At 72.0% G+C, this 18,576-nt stretch carries 19 protein-coding genes and 2 pseudogenes; 11 read left to right on the top strand and 10 right to left on the bottom strand.

The features are described from left to right. Nucleotides 1-11 precede the first annotated feature (11 nt). The gene (locus OG435_RS04595) at nucleotides 12-785 is read left to right on the top strand and encodes a response regulator (RefSeq protein ID WP_266875444.1); all 774 of its coding nucleotides are present in this window, start codon (nucleotides 12-14) and stop codon (nucleotides 783-785) included. 172 nt (nucleotides 786-957) lie between these two features. Here OG435_RS04595 and OG435_RS04590 read toward each other — a convergent pair whose 3' ends face one another. Further along, complete coding sequence (locus OG435_RS04590; protein ID WP_266875442.1) at nucleotides 958-1,131, bottom strand: CsbD family protein; 174 nt, start codon at nucleotides 1,129-1,131, stop codon at nucleotides 958-960. 677 nt (nucleotides 1,132-1,808) lie between these two features. On the opposite strand from OG435_RS04590, the gene OG435_RS04585 reads away from it, so the two are divergent. Next, the gene (locus tag OG435_RS04585) at nucleotides 1,809-2,000 is read left to right on the top strand and encodes a DUF4236 domain-containing protein (RefSeq protein ID WP_266875440.1); all 192 of its coding nucleotides are present in this window, start codon (nucleotides 1,809-1,811) and stop codon (nucleotides 1,998-2,000) included. A gap of 192 nt (nucleotides 2,001-2,192) precedes the next feature. On the opposite strand, the gene OG435_RS04580 is transcribed toward OG435_RS04585, so the two are convergent. The 4 genes and pseudogenes from OG435_RS04580 to OG435_RS04565 form a co-directional block, all read right to left on the bottom strand. Then, a complete protein-coding gene (locus OG435_RS04580) occupies nucleotides 2,193-2,546 on the bottom strand; it encodes a PRC-barrel domain-containing protein (protein WP_266875438.1) in 354 nt (117 codons plus the stop codon). Nucleotides 2,547-2,686: 140 nt separating this feature from the next. Continuing rightward, a complete protein-coding gene (locus OG435_RS04575) occupies nucleotides 2,687-2,848 on the bottom strand; it encodes a hydrophobic protein (RefSeq protein WP_266875436.1) in 162 nt (53 codons plus the stop codon). 65 nt (nucleotides 2,849-2,913) lie between these two features. After that, the gene (locus OG435_RS04570; RefSeq protein WP_266875434.1) at nucleotides 2,914-3,294 is read right to left on the bottom strand and encodes an ATP-binding protein; all 381 of its coding nucleotides are present in this window, start codon (nucleotides 3,292-3,294) and stop codon (nucleotides 2,914-2,916) included. A 108-nt stretch (nucleotides 3,295-3,402) separates the two neighbouring features. Beyond that, nucleotides 3,403-4,768 (bottom strand): annotated as a pseudogene (locus tag OG435_RS04565) (NAD(P)/FAD-dependent oxidoreductase). Between the two features lie 172 nt (nucleotides 4,769-4,940). On the opposite strand from OG435_RS04565, the gene OG435_RS04560 reads away from it, so the two are divergent. The 4 genes and pseudogenes from OG435_RS04560 to OG435_RS04545 all read left to right on the top strand — a co-directional run bounded on the left by OG435_RS04560 (nucleotide 4,941) and on the right by OG435_RS04545 (nucleotide 7,182). Then, complete coding sequence (locus OG435_RS04560; protein WP_266875433.1) at nucleotides 4,941-5,171, top strand: DUF6479 family protein; 231 nt, start codon at nucleotides 4,941-4,943, stop codon at nucleotides 5,169-5,171. Between the two features lie 41 nt (nucleotides 5,172-5,212). Further along, a pseudogene (locus tag OG435_RS04555) lies at nucleotides 5,213-5,898 on the top strand (HemK2/MTQ2 family protein methyltransferase). Continuing rightward, on the top strand, nucleotides 5,882-6,157 hold the full coding sequence (locus OG435_RS04550; RefSeq protein WP_266875432.1) for a CDGSH iron-sulfur domain-containing protein: 276 nt from the start codon (nucleotides 5,882-5,884) through the stop codon (nucleotides 6,155-6,157). The pseudogene OG435_RS04555 and the gene OG435_RS04550 overlap by 17 nt, the downstream one beginning before the upstream one ends. Further along, on the top strand, nucleotides 6,154-7,182 hold the full coding sequence (locus OG435_RS04545; RefSeq protein ID WP_266875430.1) for an iron-containing redox enzyme family protein: 1,029 nt from the start codon (nucleotides 6,154-6,156) through the stop codon (nucleotides 7,180-7,182). The genes OG435_RS04550 and OG435_RS04545 overlap by 4 nt, the downstream gene beginning before the upstream one ends. A gap of 59 nt (nucleotides 7,183-7,241) precedes the next feature. Here the strand turns inward: OG435_RS04545 and OG435_RS04540 are convergent, their stop codons facing one another. After that, nucleotides 7,242-8,390 (bottom strand): PucR family transcriptional regulator, encoded by a 1,149-nt coding sequence (locus tag OG435_RS04540; RefSeq protein WP_266875429.1) that lies wholly within the window; start codon nucleotides 8,388-8,390, stop codon nucleotides 7,242-7,244. Nucleotides 8,391-8,476: 86 nt separating this feature from the next. On the opposite strand from OG435_RS04540, the gene OG435_RS04535 reads away from it, so the two are divergent. Then, nucleotides 8,477-9,532 carry a ferredoxin reductase gene (locus OG435_RS04535; protein WP_266875427.1) on the top strand — a complete coding sequence of 352 codons (1,056 nt, stop codon included), beginning with the start codon at nucleotides 8,477-8,479 and terminating at the stop codon, nucleotides 9,530-9,532. 7 nt (nucleotides 9,533-9,539) lie between these two features. After that, entirely contained in the window at nucleotides 9,540-10,658 is a 1,119-nt protein-coding gene (locus OG435_RS04530; protein ID WP_266875426.1) for a fatty acid desaturase family protein, read from the top strand. A gap of 62 nt (nucleotides 10,659-10,720) precedes the next feature. Here the strand turns inward: OG435_RS04530 and OG435_RS04525 are convergent, their stop codons facing one another. After that, nucleotides 10,721-13,471 carry a tetratricopeptide repeat protein gene (locus OG435_RS04525; RefSeq protein WP_266875424.1) on the bottom strand — a complete coding sequence of 917 codons (2,751 nt, stop codon included), beginning with the start codon at nucleotides 13,469-13,471 and terminating at the stop codon, nucleotides 10,721-10,723. Nucleotides 13,472-13,769: 298 nt separating this feature from the next. On the opposite strand from OG435_RS04525, the gene OG435_RS04520 reads away from it, so the two are divergent. Continuing rightward, nucleotides 13,770-15,242 (top strand): phosphatidylinositol-specific phospholipase C domain-containing protein, encoded by a 1,473-nt coding sequence (locus tag OG435_RS04520; protein ID WP_266875422.1) that lies wholly within the window; start codon nucleotides 13,770-13,772, stop codon nucleotides 15,240-15,242. A gap of 149 nt (nucleotides 15,243-15,391) precedes the next feature. Next, nucleotides 15,392-15,955: a SixA phosphatase family protein gene (locus tag OG435_RS04515; protein ID WP_266875420.1), complete on the top strand. Its 564-nt coding sequence runs from the start codon at nucleotides 15,392-15,394 to the stop codon at nucleotides 15,953-15,955. Between the two features lie 16 nt (nucleotides 15,956-15,971). Here OG435_RS04515 and OG435_RS04510 read toward each other — a convergent pair whose 3' ends face one another. Both OG435_RS04510 and OG435_RS04505 read right to left on the bottom strand, forming a co-directional pair. Beyond that, nucleotides 15,972-16,154 (bottom strand): hypothetical protein, encoded by a 183-nt coding sequence (locus OG435_RS04510; protein WP_266875418.1) that lies wholly within the window; start codon nucleotides 16,152-16,154, stop codon nucleotides 15,972-15,974. Then, the gene (locus OG435_RS04505; protein ID WP_266875416.1) at nucleotides 16,097-17,008 is read right to left on the bottom strand and encodes a hypothetical protein; all 912 of its coding nucleotides are present in this window, start codon (nucleotides 17,006-17,008) and stop codon (nucleotides 16,097-16,099) included. The genes OG435_RS04510 and OG435_RS04505 overlap by 58 nt, the downstream gene beginning before the upstream one ends. Nucleotides 17,009-17,209: 201 nt before the next feature. On the opposite strand from OG435_RS04505, the gene OG435_RS04500 reads away from it, so the two are divergent. After that, the gene (locus OG435_RS04500) at nucleotides 17,210-17,902 is read left to right on the top strand and encodes an alpha/beta fold hydrolase (protein ID WP_266875414.1); all 693 of its coding nucleotides are present in this window, start codon (nucleotides 17,210-17,212) and stop codon (nucleotides 17,900-17,902) included. 15 nt (nucleotides 17,903-17,917) lie between these two features. On the opposite strand, the gene OG435_RS04495 is transcribed toward OG435_RS04500, so the two are convergent. Next, entirely contained in the window at nucleotides 17,918-18,526 is a 609-nt protein-coding gene (locus OG435_RS04495) for a hypothetical protein (RefSeq protein ID WP_266875413.1), read from the bottom strand. Between the last annotated feature and the right edge of the window lie 50 nt (nucleotides 18,527-18,576).

Raw genomic sequence — 18,576 nt, 5'->3', positions numbered from 1 at the left:
AGGGTGCGGGTATGCCCGGCACCAACTTCCACCTGCGGACCACCCCGAAGGAGACGGCCGCCGTCGCCGATGCGGCCGTCGCGGACCTCGCCCGGCGCCTGGCCCTCGGTCTGCAGAAGGACCTCTCCGATCCTGCGGCGGACGCCCGCTCGCAGGCCCTGGCACGTCTGCACGTACTCGACCACCTTCAACAGGCCGTGGAACGACTGCAGCGCGAAGCGGCCACGGACGCCGTGCGTGCGGGAGCCGGATACCCCCAGATCGGCCGTGCATGCGGCATGACCCGCCAGGGAGCCCGCCGCCGCTGGCCCGGGCTCTTCAACCACACCGACGATGCACTCACGGAGCAGATGACGATGAACGACCCCGCCCGACCGTTCGACGTGCTGCTCGTGGAAGACGACATCGCGGACGCCATGCTCATCGAGGAGGCGCTCTCCGAGCGCGGGGCCCGCAATCTCGTCCAGGCCACCGACGGCGTCGCCGCCCTGGAGCACCTGCGCGACCCCGACAGCCCGCGTCCCGACCTCATCGTGCTCGACCTGAACATGCCCCGGATGAACGGCCGGGACCTGCTGCGCATCCTGAAGAACGACGCCGACCTCCAGACCATCCCCGTCGTCGTCCTCACGACCTCCTCGGCACCCGACGACGTCGTCGGCGCCTACACCAGCCACGCCAACGCGTACGTGACGAAGCCGGTCAATCTGGAGGAGTTCGAGCAGGCCGTCCAGAGCATCGATTCCTTCTATCTGGACACCGCTACGCGCCCGCGCCGCGCCTGACCCTCCGGGGAGGCCGAAGGGCCGCGGAGGAGAACTCGGCCTGGGGTCGGTGTGCGCGGCCGGTTCGGTGGAGCAGGGGCAGTCCGCGTTCTGCGCTGAGGTCAGCCGGCTGCGCGTCGACATGCGTGAGGGCGGGACCGCTGCAGCGGTCCCGCTCTCACGGCGTGTGAGGTCAGCGCTTGAACATGTTCTTGATCTTTTCCTTGGCGTCGCGGGCATCGCCCTTGGCCTGCTCCGCGCGGCCTTCCGCCGTCAGACGCTCGTTGCCCGTCAGGCGCCCAGCGGCCTCCTTGAGCTTGCCCTTGGCCTGCTCGCCCTTCGCTTCGGCCTTCTGCTCACCAGACACAGCTGATCACTCCTCTACGGTGGAAATGCCTTACGGAACCCCGTATGACCGCTGCGAGCCGTCTGAAACGGACAGGACGCGGTGGTGGTGTTCTGGGCGCGGCGAGGTCCACCTCTCCGCGTGCCTCGCGCGGTGCGCGATCGGTCGCCCGCGCTACGTCTCGTACGCGGCGACGGCGAGCGCGACGCCGAGCTGCTCACCCTCGAAGGCCGGGAGCTCGGCGAGGGTTTGCCCGGTGTCCGCGCCCGGTCTGTGATCTCGGGTGTGCGGCTGCCGCCGGGATCCGAGGCCCGGGGACGGTGGTCTGAGCGCCGTCGTCGGGGGCTGCCGGGAAGCCGCTCCGCCGCCGCGACCGGGAGAGATGGCCGGGGGCGTCGGAGTTCCCGATGCCGCGCGGATCCCGTGCGGCAGTCGTGGTGCGGGGGGCCGGGGCCGCGTGAGCATCGTTCTCGCACGACTCCGGCCGGCGAAGCCTCGCTGCAGTCCGGGCTGCGTGCTCCGCTGTCCATGCGTCTGACCCGCTTCCGGCCGGGCAAACAACCTCTGCGGAAACAACTCTGAGGTGCCGTCAGACGCATGGAACGGGGACCACCGGACATACGGGCGGTACGTCAACCTGCCTGAATGTAGGCACAGTTCGCCCCCCGTCCGCATGCGCACCGAGGAAGTGAAACGATATGCCGCTGACATTCCGCAAGAGCTTCAGGATCCTGCCCGGTGTCCGGCTCAACATCAACCGCAAGTCGTGGTCGATCACCACCGGCGGCGGCAAGTACGGCCCCCGCCGCACCCGCAGCAGCACCGGGCGCCGCACCACCTCGATGAACCTGCCCGGCCCCTTCGGCTGGCGCAAGACCCGCCGCGGCTGATCCGCGCACGACCCGATGACTTCACGCCCCCGGCCGGACAAAGGCCGGGGGCGTGAAGCGTGGCGAACATCCGCGTGAGCACGGCGCTCAGCGCGTCGGTCATCGTCCGCGCCGCTTCGGGTCTTCGGCGCGGCCGGTCATGCGTCTGCGGCCCGGCCCCAGGAGGGGCCGGGCCGCAGACATGCCCGAGGGTCAGGCGGGACGGCCCCCGAAGGGGGCGCCGGTGCCGTAGTAGGTGCCGAGTTCTTCGTGGTAGCCGGCGTTGCCGAGGTGCTGGTCTCGGTGGAACTCGGGAGCGCTCTTGATCTGCTCCTTGGTCCGGTCGACGTAGACCTTCTTCTCCTGCGGGTCGACGCGGGTCACGGTGCTCGCCGGCAGCAGGACTTCCTTGCCGAAGATCCAGACTCCGGTGTCCACGACCAGGTAAGCGTCACCGACCTCGTCGGAGTGCTTGTCGACCTTGCCGATGCTGCCGTCGGCCGCCTCGACCTTGTACCCCGTCAGATCGGTGCCGGCCAGGTGGCCCGCAGTCGACTTGAACTCCATATCTGCTCAGTCACGCGAAACAACTCCTCCGATAGAAATGGGAAACGGAAGGGAAGCGAATTCCCGGCATTTCCCGCGTGGGGCTTGTGGTGTGCGGTGGTTCATTTGATTTCCGCCTGAACTGCACCTGTGTCGGGCACCTACCAGCGGTACCAGCGGCCGCTGCGACCCTTCGGGCGGGCGACGAAACCGATCAGCCACAGCACCAGGACCGCGATGGCGACCCACCAGAGAATCTTGATCGCGAAACCCGCACCGACGAGGACCAGAATCAGCAGAAGAACGAGAAGCAGGGGAACCATAGTTATCAACCTCCAGAGCCGCTCTTGCCCGAACTCGCCGGAAGCATGCACGCAGTGGAATTGCGCTAAGTGGCCGAAGTGGTGAGGGGAAGGTAGGCGGTGATGGTCTTCCCGTCATGGCGGGACCGGATATCCGTTCGGCTCGTCAGCCTGCGGACCAGGACCCAGCCGAACCCGCCCGGCACCGAGGCCGGTGTCCCCGGCGAGCAGGGCATCAGCGGGTACGCATCCGACACCTCGATCGCCACGGCCCCGGGGAGAGAGCGGATTCGGAAGCCGGTCACGCCGCCCGCATGCCGGATCGCATTGGTCACGAGCTCCGTGACCACTGTCAGCGCATCGTCCAGTGCACGCTGACCCACTCCAACGCCGGCGAGTGCCTCCCGGGCGACCTGCCGGGCATCCCCGCACCCAAGTCCGGCCATCCGGCGCTCCAGTTCTGGCATCACAACTCCTCTCACCCCTCCCCTCTTCCCCCGTAGGGCGACAATCCCTATGAAAACTGCCGGCCGGCCAGCGGGTTGCCCTGCGCGAGACCTCCTTCGCCGGAACGGTCAGCCACCGTCGGCCGCCGTGCGGGCCCGTACCTGCTCCGCGGTGAGGTAGTGGCCCGTGTACTCGAAGTCGTGCAGCGTCCCCGGCTTGTACGTCTGGAAGCCGGTCCGGACGAAGTCGTCGCCGGCCACGGCGTTCAGGAGCCAGTTCGTCATCACCCGGGTCTTCGCGGCCCCGGTGCGCAGCGCCGCCCAGTGGTAGCCGCGGGCCACGGCCTGGGCGGGCATCCCGCGCAGGCCGATGCCGAGCGGTCGGGAGACGCCGTCACGGCCGCCCAGGTCCACGACCAGCCCGAGGTCCTTGTGGACGTAGGGACGCAGCGGCGTGCCCCGCAGCGTGGCGACGACGTTGTCGGCGGCGAGCCTGCCCTGGCGCTCGGCGTGCTGCGCGGTGGGCGGGCACACCGCACCGTCCTTGCCGCCGGCGAGGTCGGGCACGGCCGCCGCGTCACCGAGCGCGAGCGCGCCCTCCGCCCCCGGCACCCGCAGGTCGGGAGCGACGACGAGCCGGCCGCTCTTCGCGGTTTCGGCGCCCAGGGTGGCGATGAGCGGGCTCGCGGCGACGCCGGCCGTCCAGATGAGGGTGCGGCAGGGCAGCACGCGGCCGTCGGTGAGGGTGACCTCCTTCGGCACCCGTCTTGGCGACGGAGGAGCCGAGCGAGACCTCGATGCCACGGCGGCGCAGCACGTCGAGGGCCGCCCGGCCCAGCCGGTCGCCGATCTCGGGCATCAGTTTCGGGGCCACGTCGACGAGGTGCCAGCTGATCTCGCGCCGGTCCAGCCGGGGGTACCGGCCTGCGGCGTTCGTGGTGAGCCGCTCCAGGGAGGCGGCCGTCTCGGTGCCCGCGTAACCACCTCCCACCACGACGAAGCCGAGCCGTGAGGCCCGTTCCGCGGAGCCCGGTGCGGCGGCGTCGGCCAGGTCCAGCTGGGCGATCACGTGGTCGCGCAGGTGGGCCGCTTCGGCCAGCGTCTTCATGCCGCGGCCGTGCTCCGCCAGGCCCGGGATGTCGAAGGTGCGGGTCACGCTCCCCGGCGCGAGCACCAGGTGGTCGTACGGCTGGTCCACCAGCTCCCCGGTGATCTTCCGGATGACGCAGACCTTGGCCCGGGTATCGACGCCCACGGCCCCGCCGGGCACGATCCGGGTCCGGTGGCGGCGGCTGCGGCGCAGCGACACCGCCACGGACTGGGGCGTGAGCACCCCCGAGGCCACCTGCGGGAGCAGGGGCAGGTAGAGCTGGTAGGAGAACGGAGTGACCAGCAGGATCTCCGCCTCCCCGGGTGACAGTGTCCGCTCCAGGCGGCGTACGCAGGCGACGCCGGCGAAGCCCGCGCCGACGACCACGATCCTCGGTCGTGCCATGGTGTCCGTCCCTCCTCAGGTGTACGGTCCCCGGCGCGCCTTCCCCGGCAGGCCGTTCCCTGCACACGGAAAGCGGGACGGACGACTCCAGCACGATGACCTTGGGCGCACCGCACGGGGCGGTGACCGCCTACGGATCCGTAGATCCGCCGATCGCGGGTAGGCGCCACCCATGATTCCTACCGAAAGTCTTGCTGCCGAAGGCCAGGGAGCGCTCTTCCTCGTGATCGCCGGAGTGGTGGTGGTCGTGCTTCTGATCGGTGCGTTCTGGTACGGCAGCCGACGGAGCGCACGGCGCCGTGCTCCTGTCCGGCCGGCCGAGCAGAACCCCGCGGCACGGCAGCGTGAGGACTCCTGGCAGACACCGGACGACGACGCCGCCGGCCACGGTCCCCGGGTTTGAGCACGCCCGACGTGAAGTGCGGTACGACCAGGAGGTGCGCGATGCCCGACACGGCTCTGTCCTTGCCCCCACTGTCCGCCGGACTGATGGCCCTACCCGGCGTCTACCGGCCGCAGCCGGACACCCTTCTCCTCGCGGAGGCGCTCGGCCAAGAGGAGATCGGGCCGCAGAGCGACGTGCTGGAGATCGGTACGGGCACCGGAGCGCTGGCGCTGCAGGCCGCAGCCACGGGAGCCCGGGTCATGGCCGTCGATGTTTCCTGGCCCGCTGTGGTCACGACCCGCTTGAACTCCCTGCGCCGCCGCTTGCCCCTGCACGTCGTGCACGGCGATTTCGCGGCACGCACCGCGGGCCGTCGCTTCGACCTCGTCGTGGCGAACCCGCCGTACGTGCCGGCGCCGGAGGACCGGCTTCCGTCGCACGGTCCGCAGCGGGCCTGGGACGCCGGCCCCGACGGGCGAGCGGTCCTCGACCGGATCTGCGGGAGGGCCCCGGTCCTGCTGCGTCCCGGGGGAGTCCTGCCCTCGTGCACTCGCAGATGTGCCGAGCCGAGGAGACGCTGGAGAGCCTGGCCAGGGTGGGGCTGGCCGCCGAGGTCACCGCGAAGGTCTCCGTGCCGTGGGGTCCCGTACTGCGTTCGCGACGGTCCTGGCTCGAGCGCCAGGGGCTGGCGGCCGAAGCCCAGGAATGGGAAGAGTTGGTGATCATCCGTGCGCGGCCCATGTGAACGTGACCCTAACCCGGTCTCCGCGGCGGGGCCGGCCCGCCGGGTGACCGTGGAACCGAACGGACCGGTCCTGGTCGAGGGGCCGGTCGAGGTCGTCCTGGACGACGGGACGGTCGCCCGGTCCGACCGCTTCATGGTCGCGGTGTGCACCTGCCGTCGCAGCCGTACGTACCCGTGGTGCGACACCAGCCACCGGCACCGCGAGCGGCCCGCCGCGCCGCCCCAGGACGCGCCGCCCGAGGACAGGAACCCTTCATGACGCTTCCCAGCCCGACCACGGCATCGGCCACCTCCGGCCCCCGGCTGGTCGCGGGCCGGGGCGAGCTGTCCCGGGCCGTGACCCAGGCCCTGCGCTACGGCGGCCCGCCGGTCTACGCCCCCAAGGCGATACTGAAGGCGGACCCGGCGGGCGAGGACCTCCAGCTCGCCCTGTACCTCCTCTACGAACTCCACTACCGCGGTTTCGAAGGCGTGGACGACGAACGGGAATGGGACCCTGAGCTGCTCCGGCTCCGCCAAGCCATGGAAACCCGCTTCCTCCACGCCCTGCGCACCGAGCTGTCCGACGCGCCCCGATCGGTCGGGGAAGCCTTCGCGCCGCTCCTCCTGGAGCCCATCGCCCTCTCCGGCAGCCTCAGCCACCACCTCGAGACCGAGGGCGAGCTGTGGCAGCTACGCGAGTACGCGGCCCTCAGATCCCTCTACCACCTCAAGGAAGCGGACCCGCACGCCTGGGCGATCCCCCGGCTCACCGGCCGGGCCAAAGCCGGGTTGGCCGCCATCGAGTACGACGAGTTCGGCGCCGGCCGTGCGGACCGCGTCCACGCACAACTCTTCGCGGACCTCATGACGGACCTCGACCTGGATCCCCGTTACGGCCTGTACCTGGACCGGGCGCCGGCGCCCCTGCTCGCGACGGTGAACCTGATGTCCCTCTTCGGCCTGCACCGGGCCCTGCGCGGCGCTCTCGTCGGCCACTTCGCCTGCGTCGAGGTCACCTCCTCGCCCGGGTCCAGACGCCTGGCCAAGGCCATGCGGCGCTGCGGCGCGGGACCCGCCGCCGAGCACTTCTACGCCGAGCACGTCGAGGCCGACGCCGTCCACGAACAGGTCGTACGCCGCGAGGTGATCGGCGGGCTCCTGGCCGATGAACCGGAGCTGGAGGCGGACGTCGCCTTCGGGTGCGCGGCGACCGTCCTCCTGGAAGACCGCCTCGCCCACCACATCCGCCGGGCCTGGGACCAGGGGCGCAGCGCGCTGCGTTCGCCGCTGCCGGCAGTGTGAGGGGCCGCCCGAGCCGAGCTCCACGAGCCGGCGCGGTGAGGCCGTGACGGAAGTGCGTGTCAGCTGACGCGGAGGCCGACCGCCAGGGTCAGTTCAAGGACCCGCTGGGGCGATGCGAGGTCCGGGAACAGGTCCCGCAGCTGCGTCATCCGGTACCGGACCGTCTGGGGATGGACGAACAGCGCCGCCGCCACCTCGTCGCGCCTGCCCTGGTGCAGCAGCCACGCACGCAGGGTCTCCTCCAGCCGCCGGGCGGTCGCGGCGGGCAAGGTCCGCAACGGTGCGAGGGCTCGGGCACGCAGGTCTGCGAACGCGTCGGCGTCAGCGCTCAGCACCAGGTCGGGCAGGTGCTCCTCGGTGTCGCGGATGTCGGCGGAGAGGGCGCGCGCGCGTTCGGCTCGTGCGTACGAGGCGGATGCGCGATGCCATGGCCGGGCCGGGCCGACCACGGCGGTGCGGTCGGTCAGCTGCCGCAGGAGATGTGACCGGTCGGCATCGGGGACGAGCAGCACACCGGTGGCGTCCGGCAGGTCGTCGAGGACGAGGGTGTTCGGGTCGAGCCCGCGGTAGGCGGGCCGGGCCTGGGCGGCCGGCAGCAGGACCGCGGTCAGCGAGACCGGAGGCTGCCACCCGGCCCGCTGAACGGAGGCGAGCAGCACGTCGGGGCTCGCGTCGGCGAGGAGGTCGCGTGCCAGGTGTTCCAGGTGGCGTTCGTGGTCCCTGCCCCGGGCGGCCAGTTCGTCGGCGTGGCCCGCGGCGCTCGCGGCGGAGAGCTCGTCGATGTAGGCGAAGGTCAGCTCGGCGAACTTGGCGACCGCTGCGGCGGGCAGACCTGCGGGCACGGCACCCGCCGCCAGGCATCGCCAGGCCACGCGGGCGCCGACGCGGTAGGCGCTGAGCAGGGCGTCCATCGAGCGGCCGTCGCGCACCTCGCCGCGGCCCAGCTCGTAGGCCGCGTCGCCGGCGTCGCCCGCGACGCCGCCCGTGGCGTATCCGCTCGCGAGGTCCAGGTAGTGCCCCAGGGCGGTGCGGACGGCTCGGCGGATGGTGGCCCCCATGCGGCCCGAAAGGGCGTTGGCGTAGGGAGGGACCTCGTCGATGATCGCCTGGACGACCTCGTCGGCGGTCGTCTTCAGCGCGGCCCGAAGTACGGTGACCGTCGTCTCGTCCAGGGCCAATTCGCTGGCCCTCCGGATTGCATGGCTCACGTTTTGTTCCCTGCGAACAATCTAACCGACCAGATTTACGTCCTGCGGTCAGGACTTTACCCCGTGAGGCGCAGCAAGCTGGAGCCATGACGAGTACAGCCCTCCGCAGCAGGGCGTGGAAACTGCTGGAGATGGTCACGACGCCGCTGCTGCCGTCGGACTACCTCGACCTGGTCAGCCCGCTGCGTGCGGGTGCCGACCTGCGGGGGCGCATCGAGGCCGTGCACCCCGAGACGGCGGACGCCGCGACCCTCGTGATCAGGCCGGGACGGGGCTGGCGCGGCCACACGGCCGGTCAGTACGTGCGGATCGGGGTCGACGTCGACGGGGTGCGCCTGTGGCGTGCCTACTCCGTCACCTCGCCGACGGACCGCCGGGACGGCCGCGTCACGATCACCGTGAAGGCGATCCCGGACGGCAAGGTCAGCAACCACCTGGTCCGCAGGGCGATACCGGGCACGCTGATCCAGCTCGACCAGCCGACCGGCGACTTCGTGCTGCCGCGGGCCAAGCCCGACAAGGTGCTGTACCTGACGGCCGGCAGCGGCATCACCCCCGTGATGGGCATGCTGCGTGACACCGCGATCGACGACGTCGTCATGGTCCACTGCGCGCCGCGGCCGCAGGACGTGATCTTCCGCGACGAACTGCACGACCTGGTCGCGGCCGGGAAGCTGCGGCTCGCCGAGGTGCACACCGACACGGACGGCATCCTCGACATCGCCCGTCTCGGCGAACTCGTGCCCGACTGGGCCGAGCGCGAGACCTGGGCCTGCGGGCCCGCGGGCCTGCTCGACGCAGCCGAGGAGCACTGGACCGAGCACGGTGCGCAAGAGCTCCTGCACACCGAACGCTTCCGCCCCGGCATCGCCGTCGTCGGCGACGGCGGCGAGGTCACCTTCAGCACCACCGGCAAGACCGTCGACGCGGACGGCGCCACACCGTTGCTGGACGTCGGCGAGGACGCCGGTGTGCTCATGCCGTCCGGGTGCCGCATGGGCATCTGCTTCGGCTGCGTCACGCCGCTCAAGGCGGGCGCCGTCCGCGACCTGCGCACCGGCGAGATCACCGAGGCCGAACCGGGCGTCCTCATCCAGACCTGCGTGTCCGCCGCGGCGGGCCCCTGCGACATCGAACGGTAGGAGCACCTTGACCGCCACCGACCCCACCGCCCACCTGTCCGCGGAGCAGATCGAGGAGCTCGGCCGCGAGCTGGACGCGATCCGCGATGAGGTGATCGCCGGCCGTGGCGAGAAGGACGCCGCCTACATCCGCAAGGTCATCTCGGCGCAGCGCAAGCTCGAGCTGGTCAGCCGGGGCGTGCTGCTGTTCTCCTTCTTCCCGCCCGCGTGGCTGATCGGCACCGCCGGCCTGTCCGTGGCGAAGATCATGGACAACATGGAGATCGGCCACAACATCCTGCACGGCCAGTGGGACTGGATGCGGGACCCGAAGATCCACTCCACCACCTGGGAGTGGGATCACGCCTCGCCGTCCGATCAGTGGAAGCACTCGCACAACGAGCTGCACCACACGTACACCAACGTGATCGGCAAGGACAACGACCTCGGCTACGGCATCATGCGCGTCGACGAGGACCAGAGGTGGCACCCGTTCCACCTCGGCCAGCCGCTGTGGAACTTCATCAACGCCTGCTTCTTCGAGTACGGCATCGCGGCGTACGACCTGGAGCTCGCGAAGAACCTCCACAAGCGCCGCCGCAAGAACCCGGAGTTCCGCGCGCGGGCCAAGGCCGTGGGCCGCAAGATCCGCAAGCAGGTACTCAAGGACTACGTGATCCACCCGCTGCTGTCGGGCCCGTCGTTCCTCACCACGCTCGCCGCCACGTTCACGGCGAACCTGGTCCGCAACCTCTGGACCCACTCGGTGATCATGTGCGGGCACTTCCCCGAGGGCGTGCAGGTCTTCGAGCGCCGGTCGATCAAGGGCGAGACGCGCGGCCAGTGGTACCTGCGCCAGATGATGGGCTCGGCGAACATCAGCGGCAGCAAGGCCATGCACTTCATGACCGGCAACCTGTCGCACCAGATCGAGCACCACCTGTTCCCGGACCTCCCGAGCAACCGCTACGCCGAGGTCGCGGTGAAGGTGCGCGCGCTGTTCGAAAAGTACGAGCTGGAGTACGTCACCGGGCCACTGCCCAAGCAGGTCTTCTCCGCGTGGCACAAGGTCTTCCGGCTCTCGCTGCCGAACAAGAAGCCCAAGGTCAAGATGCCGGACCGCAAGCAGGAACTCGTCGCGGCCTGATTCCCGGGACCGGTGCCGGCCGGGGCACCGGGGGACCCGGGGAGGGGTGCTCCGGTTCGCGCTCAGGGGTGGCGGAGTCCATCAGCGAGTCCGGGGCCGGGTCCCCGCCGTGCTCGGCGGCCGTGGGTTGAAACGGCGGGATGGAACGCCCTCTGAGCGGTGCCGGCGGTGGCTTCCAGGGTGGTGAGTTCGGCGGCGGCTTCGAGCTGGCGGGGGTGGTTCAGCCGGATCAGGGCTTCGTGGGCGGCCGTCAGGGTTTCCCGGGCCTCCTCGTGGCGGCCGAGGTGGCGCAGGACGACGCCCAGTTCGAGCCGGGCGGTCTCGCTCCAGAAGGACATCGGGTTCGCGGCACGAAGGGTCAGCACCTCGCGCAGCGGGGCTTCCGCCTCGCTCCACCGGCCGAGCGCGGCCAGGTCGTTGCCGAGGTTCTGGGTGACCAGGGCCAGGTAGGAACGGCTCACTTCCGTCGGCCGTCCTGGGATGCCCGCCCGGCAGAGCGCCTCGCTGCGGCGGTGGAGGGTCAGTGCCTCCTCGGGCCGGCCGTCCATGCGCAGGACCTGGCCCAGCGCGTTGAGGGCGGTGAGTTCGGCCAGCCTGCTCTCGCCGCAGGACAGCCCGGCGAACCGGGCGACCGACGACCTCAGCCGGGCGACTGCCTCCCCGATACGGCCGAGCCGTTGGAGCGCCCCCGCGCCGTACCCCAGCGCCCAGCCTACCTGGAGCTCGTCGCCCGCCTCCCGGGCCGCCTCCAGAGCGGTGTCGGCGGCGGCCAGTGCTCCGACGTAGTCGAAGACGCACATGTTGCGGGCCCAGGCGAGGTAGTTCAGCTGTACGGCCACCTCGCGGGTGCTGCACAGCACCCGGGCGGAGTCCGCGGCCCGCCGGAACACCTCCGCCCACAGCTCCCAGTCCATGGTGGCGTCGGAGAACCAGTGCATCGCCTCCGCCGCGTCGACGACCTGCCGGTGACGGCCGGTCGACTGGGCGTGGCGCAGGGCCCCGAGCCACTGGGCCCGTTCCTCCTCCAGCCAGGCACGGGCCCGGTCGCGGCCGACCGGCGCGGTGGCCGGGTCGGGATCGCCTTCCTCGTCACCCTGGTCGGCGGCCGACCCGTACTCGGCCTCGAAGTGCAGGGCGGCGGCGGTGGCCCGGCGCAGCGTCCAGCGGGCGGCCCGGTCCTCGGCGGCGGCGATCTCCTCGGGCCCGTCCTCCTCGGCCAACTGCTCGGCGGCGAACAGGCGCAGGAGGTCGTGGTAGCGGTAGCGGTCGGTGGTGGGGTGGGACTGGAGGAGGCCGGCGTCGACCAGGTCCTCGGCACACCGGGCGGCCGTGCGGGTGGGCAGGTCGGCCAGCAGGGTGGCGGTCCGGGGGCTGAAGTCGGGGCCGAGGGCCAGGCAGGAGCGTCGGAAGACGGTCCGTGCCCGCGGGCCCAGTTGACGGTAGGAGAGGGCGAAGGCGGCCCGGACCTCGAGCGAACCGGCCTTCAGGGCATCGAGGCGACCACCTTGTTCGGCGAGTTGGGCGGCGAGTCTGGTGATGTGTTCGGCGGGGCGGGCGGCGAGGCGTTGTCCGGCGATGCGGACGGCGAGGGGGAGGTGGCCGCAGAGTTCGGCGAGGTCGCGGGCGGCCTGGGCCTCTTGTGCGATGCGGTGGGGGCCGATGATGCGGGTGAGGAGTTCGACGGCTTCCTCGCGGCGGAGCAGGGCGAGTTCGGTGCGGTGGACGGCTTCGAGGCCGGCGAGGGCGTGGCGGCTGGTGACGAGGGTGAGGGAGGCACCCTCCCCGGGCAGCAGGGGCCGTACCTGGTCCTCGTCCGCGGCGTTGTCCAACAGGAGCAGGACGCGCCGGTCGCGCAGGAGGGAGCGCAGGAGGCCGCTGCGGTCGTCGGTGTCGGCGGGTACGTCGGTGGCGCCGAGGGCGCGCAGCAGGCGGGCGAGGGCGTCGCGGGGTGGGGTGGGTCGCGGATCCATGCCGCGCAGGTCGAGGTGGAACTGCCCGTCGGGGAAGTGGGGTGCCAGGGTGTGGGCGGCGTGCACGGCGAAGGCGGTCTTGCCGAGGCCGGGCTGCCCGCAGACCACCGCCACCGGAGGACGGTCGGGGCCGGACCGCTCGGCCAGGGCCGCCAGCCGCGCCAGGGCGGGCCCGCGGGCGGTGAAGTCGCGCAGGTCGCGGGGGAGCGCGAGCGTGTGGCGGAAGGCGGGGTCCGGGGCGGTGGCGCCCGCCGTGCCGGCGCCTTCGGGCGACCCGACCACCGGCTTCTCGCCGGCCTCCGTCCTCGGGCCGGCGCCCGCGTACGAGTCTGTGGCTGGCTTCCCATCGGCTTTCGCCGCTGGCTGCCCGGCGGCCTCCGTTGTCGGGTCGGCGCCCGCGTACGAGTCTGTGGCTGGCTTCCCATCGGCTTTCGCCGCTGGCTGCCGGCCGGCCTCCGTTGTCGGGTCGGCGCCCGCGCACGAGCCTGTGGCTGGCTTCCCACCGGCTTTCGCCGCTGGCTGCCCGCCGGCCTCCGCCGCCGGGCCGGTGCCCGCGTGCGGGCCGGCCGCCGGGTCATCCCCGGTCCGGCGTGCGCGGGGCCGTCCCCGGGCGGCGGCCCGTTCCAGATGCCCGGTGCCGGTCGCGTCCAGCCCCAGCGCCGCGGCCAGGGCCGCCACGGTGCGCCGCTGCGGCCCCCGGGACCGGCCGCGCTCCATGTCCGACAGGGCCCGCACGCTCACCCCCGCCGCGTGCGCCAGCTCTTCCTGGGTCTGCCCGGCGTCCGTGCGCAGGCGGAGCAGGCGCTCGCCGAACCCGCCGGTGGCCGGTGTGTCCGTCCCCATGCCCGCTCGTCCCCCGGTGCCGCGCGGACCGGCCGGTCCGCCGGTCCTTTCGTCCGGCAAAAGTATGCCGGACCGTACTTCTGCCGGTGGAACTGCCTGGTCCGGATCGGCCGGCCGCGGTTGGCTGGGGCGACCCCGGAGGGAGCCCGACCAGCTCCCGCCCGGATCCGGTCCGTCACCGCTCCGCCCGCGCTCCCGCATGAGGCCGCGCGCCGGGCGCGGGGGACCTCCGTACACCCGGTCGCCGCCGTGCCGTACCCGCGGACGCCGACGGCCGCTTCTACCAGGGGAATTTCACATGAGAACCAGTGGTACCGCGCCCCGTCCGGGCGCCGACCGCCGTGCTCGCCTGCTGCGCCTGCTCGCCCTGCCGGCGCTCGCGCTCCTCGTCCTGGCCTCGGTGCTGACGGCTCCCACGGGGGCGGAGGCGGCGAGCAGCAAGTACGGGAACGCGCGCTACCACCAGTGGTCGTTCGTGACCTCGCACAACGCCTACGCCAACACCGATGTGAACTGGCCGTTTCCGGCGCCGAACCAGTCGCAGAGCATCAAGGAGCAGCTCGAGGGCGGGGTGCGCGGGCTCATGCTCGACACGTACGACCCCAAGGGCAGCGGTCCCGTCGAGCTGTGCCACGGCGGCACGTCCCTGTGCTACGAGCAGTTCAACTCCGCGCTGCTGACCGTCGTGAACTTCCTGCAGAAGAACCCGCAGGAGGTGGTGACGATCTTCCTGGAGAACTACGCGAGCCGCGAGACGCTCAGCAAGGCCGTCACCGACCTGCTGGACGCCAAGGGCGCCGGCAAGATGCTCTTCGACCAGAACGACTGGGGCATCTTCAGCAGCAACTGGCCGCGGCTGAAGGACATGGTCTCCGCCAACCAGCGCCTGGTGATCTTCCAGGACAGCTGGGGCGACGTGGCCGCCGGCTCCGGCACCCTGATGAACACCTGGTCGCACACCGTGGAGAACCGGTACAGCTACGGCCTGGGGCAGCCGTTCGGCTGCGAGTCGCGGAACGGCAACGCGCTGAACACGAACCCGATGCCGGGGACGACCGGCCTCACCCCGCTGTTCACCATGAACCAGTTCAGCTCGGACAACCTCGACCCGAAGTCCTACGCCAAGATCGACAACGGCACCCAGCTCAAGAGCCGGATCCAGAAGTCGTGCCGGCCCGCCGCGGGCGGCCGCAACCCGAACTTCGTCGCGGTGGACTACTACCAGCTCTCCGACAACTCGGGCCTCACGCCCGTGTCGGTGGTCGACGAGCTCAACCGCGACAACTACGTCTTCGAGCCCGACCCGGCGGTGTGGACCGTCAACGACGCCAAGCAGTACGTCGGCACCTACGGCACCAACCGCTGCATGGTGCGCGGCGACGAGTTCCCCGACGGCTCCGGCGGCCTGGTCACTCAGCGGGCCTGCGCGAACCCGGCGCCCAGCAGCCACCAGTGGACGGCCACCAAGCCCAACTACGACGGCAAGGGCCACTACTGGATCAAGGCGGGCAACGGCTCCTGCCTGACCGTCCCGTACAACAACGGGACCCCGCCCGGCGACGGCACGCAGCTCTTCTGGTGGCCCTGCGAGACCAAGTGGTTCTCCGGCAGCCAGCTGTGGAACGTCATGCCGACCAACACCGACAGCAACGGCCAGTCGCACGGCTACTACTTCATCAACCAGTGGACCGGCAAATGCCTGACCCTGGACCCCGGCACGTCGACGGCCAAGGCCGGCAAGGTCACCCAGGCCGCCTGCCCCAAGCGCTGACGCCGCACCGACGTACGACCGGCCGGCCCGGTCCGGCACCGCACGGGCGCGGCGGCGGACCGGGCCGGCCGACGCGCCCGGACCTGCGGACAGGCCTGCGTCGTGGACCAAGGCCGTGGACCGTGCGAGGCTCATGTCATGAGGTCGTCATGAGCACGGGAGCCGTCACCCGTCTGGTGCTGCTGCGCCACGCCAAATCCGCCTGGCCGGATGTCGCGGACCACGAGCGGCCACTGGGCCCGCGCGGCCTGCGGGACGCGCCCGAGGCGGGACGCTGGCTCCGCGACGCCGGCTGCCTGCCCGGCCTGGTGATCTGTTCCACCGCCCGGCGGACGCGGGAGACCTGGGCGCTGGCGGCGGGACAGCTCGGCATCGAGGTCCCGGTGCGCTTCGACGAGCGGGTGTACGCCGCCGAACCGGAGGATCTGCTGGAGGTGGTGTCCGAGGTGCCGGCGGAGGTACGGACCCTGCTGCTCGTCGGCCACAACCCGGGCCTGGAGGATCTGGCCGTCAACCTCGCCCAGGAGCCGGGGGACGCCGTCGATGCCGAGGTGATGGGGCGCCTGTCGGAGAAGTTCCCGACGTCCGCCATCGCGGTGCTCGCCTGCCCCGGTTCCTGGCAGGAGCTCACGCCGGGCTCGGCACGGCTGACCGCCTTCGCCGTCCCCCGGGGCGCTGCCCCACGGCTCCGGAACTCCCCCGAGGGCCACTGAAGGCCCGTCGTGCCGATCAGGCGGCTCCCATCTTGCCCTCGTACTTCTGGTAGCCGCGCACCTGCTCGGTGATCCGGCTCCGGTCGGCGAGGAAGGCCGCATGCCGGTCGAGCCATCGCCGGAGCTGGCCGGCCCTGTCCGTCAGGGCGTCGCGGCGCAGCGGATCGGTGGTCGATGTGCCGAGCGGGTCGGACGCCATGGCCTGCATGGAGGCCATGCGCGCCGCTCGGAGCCGGCCGGCTGCAGTTCCGCCAGTCGCCGGTGTGCCGCGCGCCGTTCTTCCACGGTCGACAGCTCGACGACCGAGGCGCGGGTGAGCGGATGCCGGAACCGGATGCCGCGGGTGACCGGGTGAACACGGATCAGCCTGGCGCGCTCCGCCGGTTCGAGCTCGTCAGCAGGGATCGCCGGGAACAGTTCGCCCGTCGCGTCGAGCGCCGCGAGGAGCAGGTGGCCGCGCGTGACGGCCGGGAGTCCGTCGATCCGCCGGGCAAAGGTCAACTGCAGCCGCCGGCCGACCGGCGTGCGGCCGAGCGGGGGTTCGTCGGCGGTCGGGTCGGCGTGCGCGGGAAGCTCGATCAGTGCCAGCGGGTTTCCCTGAGCCTCGGCGATCACCTGCCGGGCCGTCCCCGGCCGCAGCTCGGGGAAGGCTTCGGTGAGGAGCGTCTTCGCGTCCTCGTCATCGAGGGGCCCTACGGTGATCTCCGCGAGCCCGGCCTCCTCGAACATGCTGCCCTCACCGGTCCGCACGACGCCGAGCAGCCCGATGCGCGAGCCGCCCAGCCGCCGCGCGAGGATGCCGAACAAGGTCGCGCTCGCGCGATCGAGCCACTGCAGGTCGTCGACCATCACCAGTACGGCGTCCTGGTCGGCCGCTTCGGACAGCACGGCGATCAGCGCGTTCGTCAGCGCGAGCTGGTCGGGGGCGGGCCCTTCCGCGAGGCCGACCGCGACGCCGATCGCCCGTCGGGCATCGGGTGGGAGAACGGCCAGCTCGGCTCCGAGCGGCGCGACCAGCTGATGGAGCGCGGCGAAGCGCTGCCCCACATCCAACCCGCCACGCCGCGACTCTACTTGGCCACCAGGCCCGTTGACACAGGTGCGGAGGTCACGGGAGCGCGGCGACCCGAGGACTCGCGCGGCCGAACACCTCCCGGAATTCAGTCATCTGACAGGAGCGGCCGACGCGGCACCCTTCCTACAGTCCGGGCCAGGGGTGTCCCGTCCGCGGGCCCGGGGAACCCTGGAGGAACGATGAGCGACGAGGCGCCGCGCGGGACCGTCGTCCTGGTCCACGGCGGATTCGTGGACGGGTCCGGCTGGCAGGGCGTCTACGAAGCTCTCAAGCAGGACGGCTACGGCGTGGCCGTCGTGCAGAAGCCCACCCTCTCGCTGGACGGGGATGTGGCCGCCACCCGGCGGGTCATCGATGCCCGGTCGGGTCCCGTCGTCCTGGTCGGCCACTGCTACGGCGGAGTGGTGATCACCGAGGCGGGCAACCACGAGAAGGTGGCGGCGCTGGTGTACATCGCCGCGTTCGCCCCCGGCAGGGGCGAGTCGGTGAACACCCTGATCGACGACCCGCGGCCCGGCACCCCCGTGCTGCCGATCCTCCCGCCGGTCAACGGCTGCCTGCTCCTGGACCGGGACAAGTTCGCCGCCGCGTTCGCGGGCGACATCCCGCTCGCGCAGGCGGAGTTCCTGGCGGACGCGCAGGTCCCCTGGGGTCTCGACGCGGCCGGCGGCGTGGTGTCCACAGCGGCCTGGCGCTCCAAGCCCGCTTGGTACCTGGTCGCTTCCGACGACCGCATGATCCCGCCGCGCGCCCAGCGCGCGATGGCGGAGCGCATCGGGGCCCGGACCGTCGAGGTCGTCGGCAGCCACGCCGTCTACGTCTCGCAGCCGGCCGCCGTCGCCGGCCTGATCAAACGGGCCGCCGCGGGCTGAACGTCCGGACTCAGGTCACTGGGCGCGCGCCCGCCTGCGGCGCAGGAGGATGCCGACGGCCGCCCCGGCCAGGGCCGTTGCCGCCACTCCCGCCGTTGTCCACCAGACGGCAGGACCTGTGCCGGGTTCCGCCGGGGCCTCGGAGGCCGTCGCGGGCGTCGGTGTTGGCGTCGGGGTCTGCGTCTGCGTCCCGGTGGGGGTGGACGACGCGTCGGCGGGGCGGGGGCCGCCGGTGGTCGGGGCGGGGTCCACCACCGGTACACCGACTTCGAGTTCGCCGTGCCCGAGGGCGGGGAAGCCCACGTCCACGCTGACCTTCCAGGCACCGGGCGGCAGGGATTCGGCCGTGGTCCAGCCGGCCGGCGTCGCGGCGGGATCGCGCACCAGCCGCCAGGGCCCCAGCGTGCGGGCGCCGTCGGCGCTGACCGCGTTCACGGTGGCGGCGACCGCCTCTTCGACGGCGTCGCCGTCGTTCTCCCAGGTGACGTCCGCGGTGACGTGGCCCTCCCGCTGTCCGGTGACCACCACCTTCACGGTGTCGCCGTGGGCGTGCGCCACGGCCGGGGACAGCAGGATCAGGCCGACGGTGGTCAGGACGGCCCGGAAAGCGATTCGCATGCGCATCGTGGCGTGCTCCTGGTGGGTGAGGGGTCGGCGGACGGCCGCGCGATGCG

The organism is Streptomyces sp. NBC_01264, from assembly GCF_026340675.1.
Classification (GTDB): Bacteria; Actinomycetota; Actinomycetes; order Streptomycetales; family Streptomycetaceae; genus Streptomyces.
This window is presented reverse-complemented; position numbering and strand designations above follow the sequence as displayed.

Bases quoted from the DNA above. Each gene is read 5' to 3' on its own strand.
- OG435_RS04595 (WP_266875444.1), top strand. From the start codon at position 12: ATGCCCGGCACCAACTTCCACCTGCGGACCACCCCGAAGGAGACGGCC.
- OG435_RS04585 (WP_266875440.1), top strand. From the start codon at position 1,809: ATGCCGCTGACATTCCGCAAGAGCTTCAGGATCCTGCCCGGTGTCCGG.
- OG435_RS04580 (WP_266875438.1), bottom strand. From the start codon at position 2,546: ATGGAGTTCAAGTCGACTGCGGGCCACCTGGCCGGCACCGATCTGACG.
- OG435_RS04575 (WP_266875436.1), bottom strand. From the start codon at position 2,848: ATGGTTCCCCTGCTTCTCGTTCTTCTGCTGATTCTGGTCCTCGTCGGT.
- OG435_RS04570 (WP_266875434.1), bottom strand. From the start codon at position 3,294: ATGCCAGAACTGGAGCGCCGGATGGCCGGACTTGGGTGCGGGGATGCC.
- OG435_RS04560 (WP_266875433.1), top strand. From the start codon at position 4,941: ATGATTCCTACCGAAAGTCTTGCTGCCGAAGGCCAGGGAGCGCTCTTC.
- OG435_RS04545 (WP_266875430.1), top strand. From the start codon at position 6,154: ATGACGCTTCCCAGCCCGACCACGGCATCGGCCACCTCCGGCCCCCGG.
- OG435_RS04535 (WP_266875427.1), top strand. From the start codon at position 8,477: ATGACGAGTACAGCCCTCCGCAGCAGGGCGTGGAAACTGCTGGAGATG.
- OG435_RS04525 (WP_266875424.1), bottom strand. From the start codon at position 13,471: ATGGGGACGGACACACCGGCCACCGGCGGGTTCGGCGAGCGCCTGCTC.
- OG435_RS04520 (WP_266875422.1), top strand. From the start codon at position 13,770: ATGAGAACCAGTGGTACCGCGCCCCGTCCGGGCGCCGACCGCCGTGCT.
- OG435_RS04515 (WP_266875420.1), top strand. From the start codon at position 15,392: ATGAGCACGGGAGCCGTCACCCGTCTGGTGCTGCTGCGCCACGCCAAA.
- OG435_RS04510 (WP_266875418.1), bottom strand. From the start codon at position 16,154: ATGGCGTCCGACCCGCTCGGCACATCGACCACCGATCCGCTGCGCCGC.
- OG435_RS04500 (WP_266875414.1), top strand. From the start codon at position 17,210: ATGAGCGACGAGGCGCCGCGCGGGACCGTCGTCCTGGTCCACGGCGGA.
- OG435_RS04495 (WP_266875413.1), bottom strand. From the start codon at position 18,526: ATGCGCATGCGAATCGCTTTCCGGGCCGTCCTGACCACCGTCGGCCTG.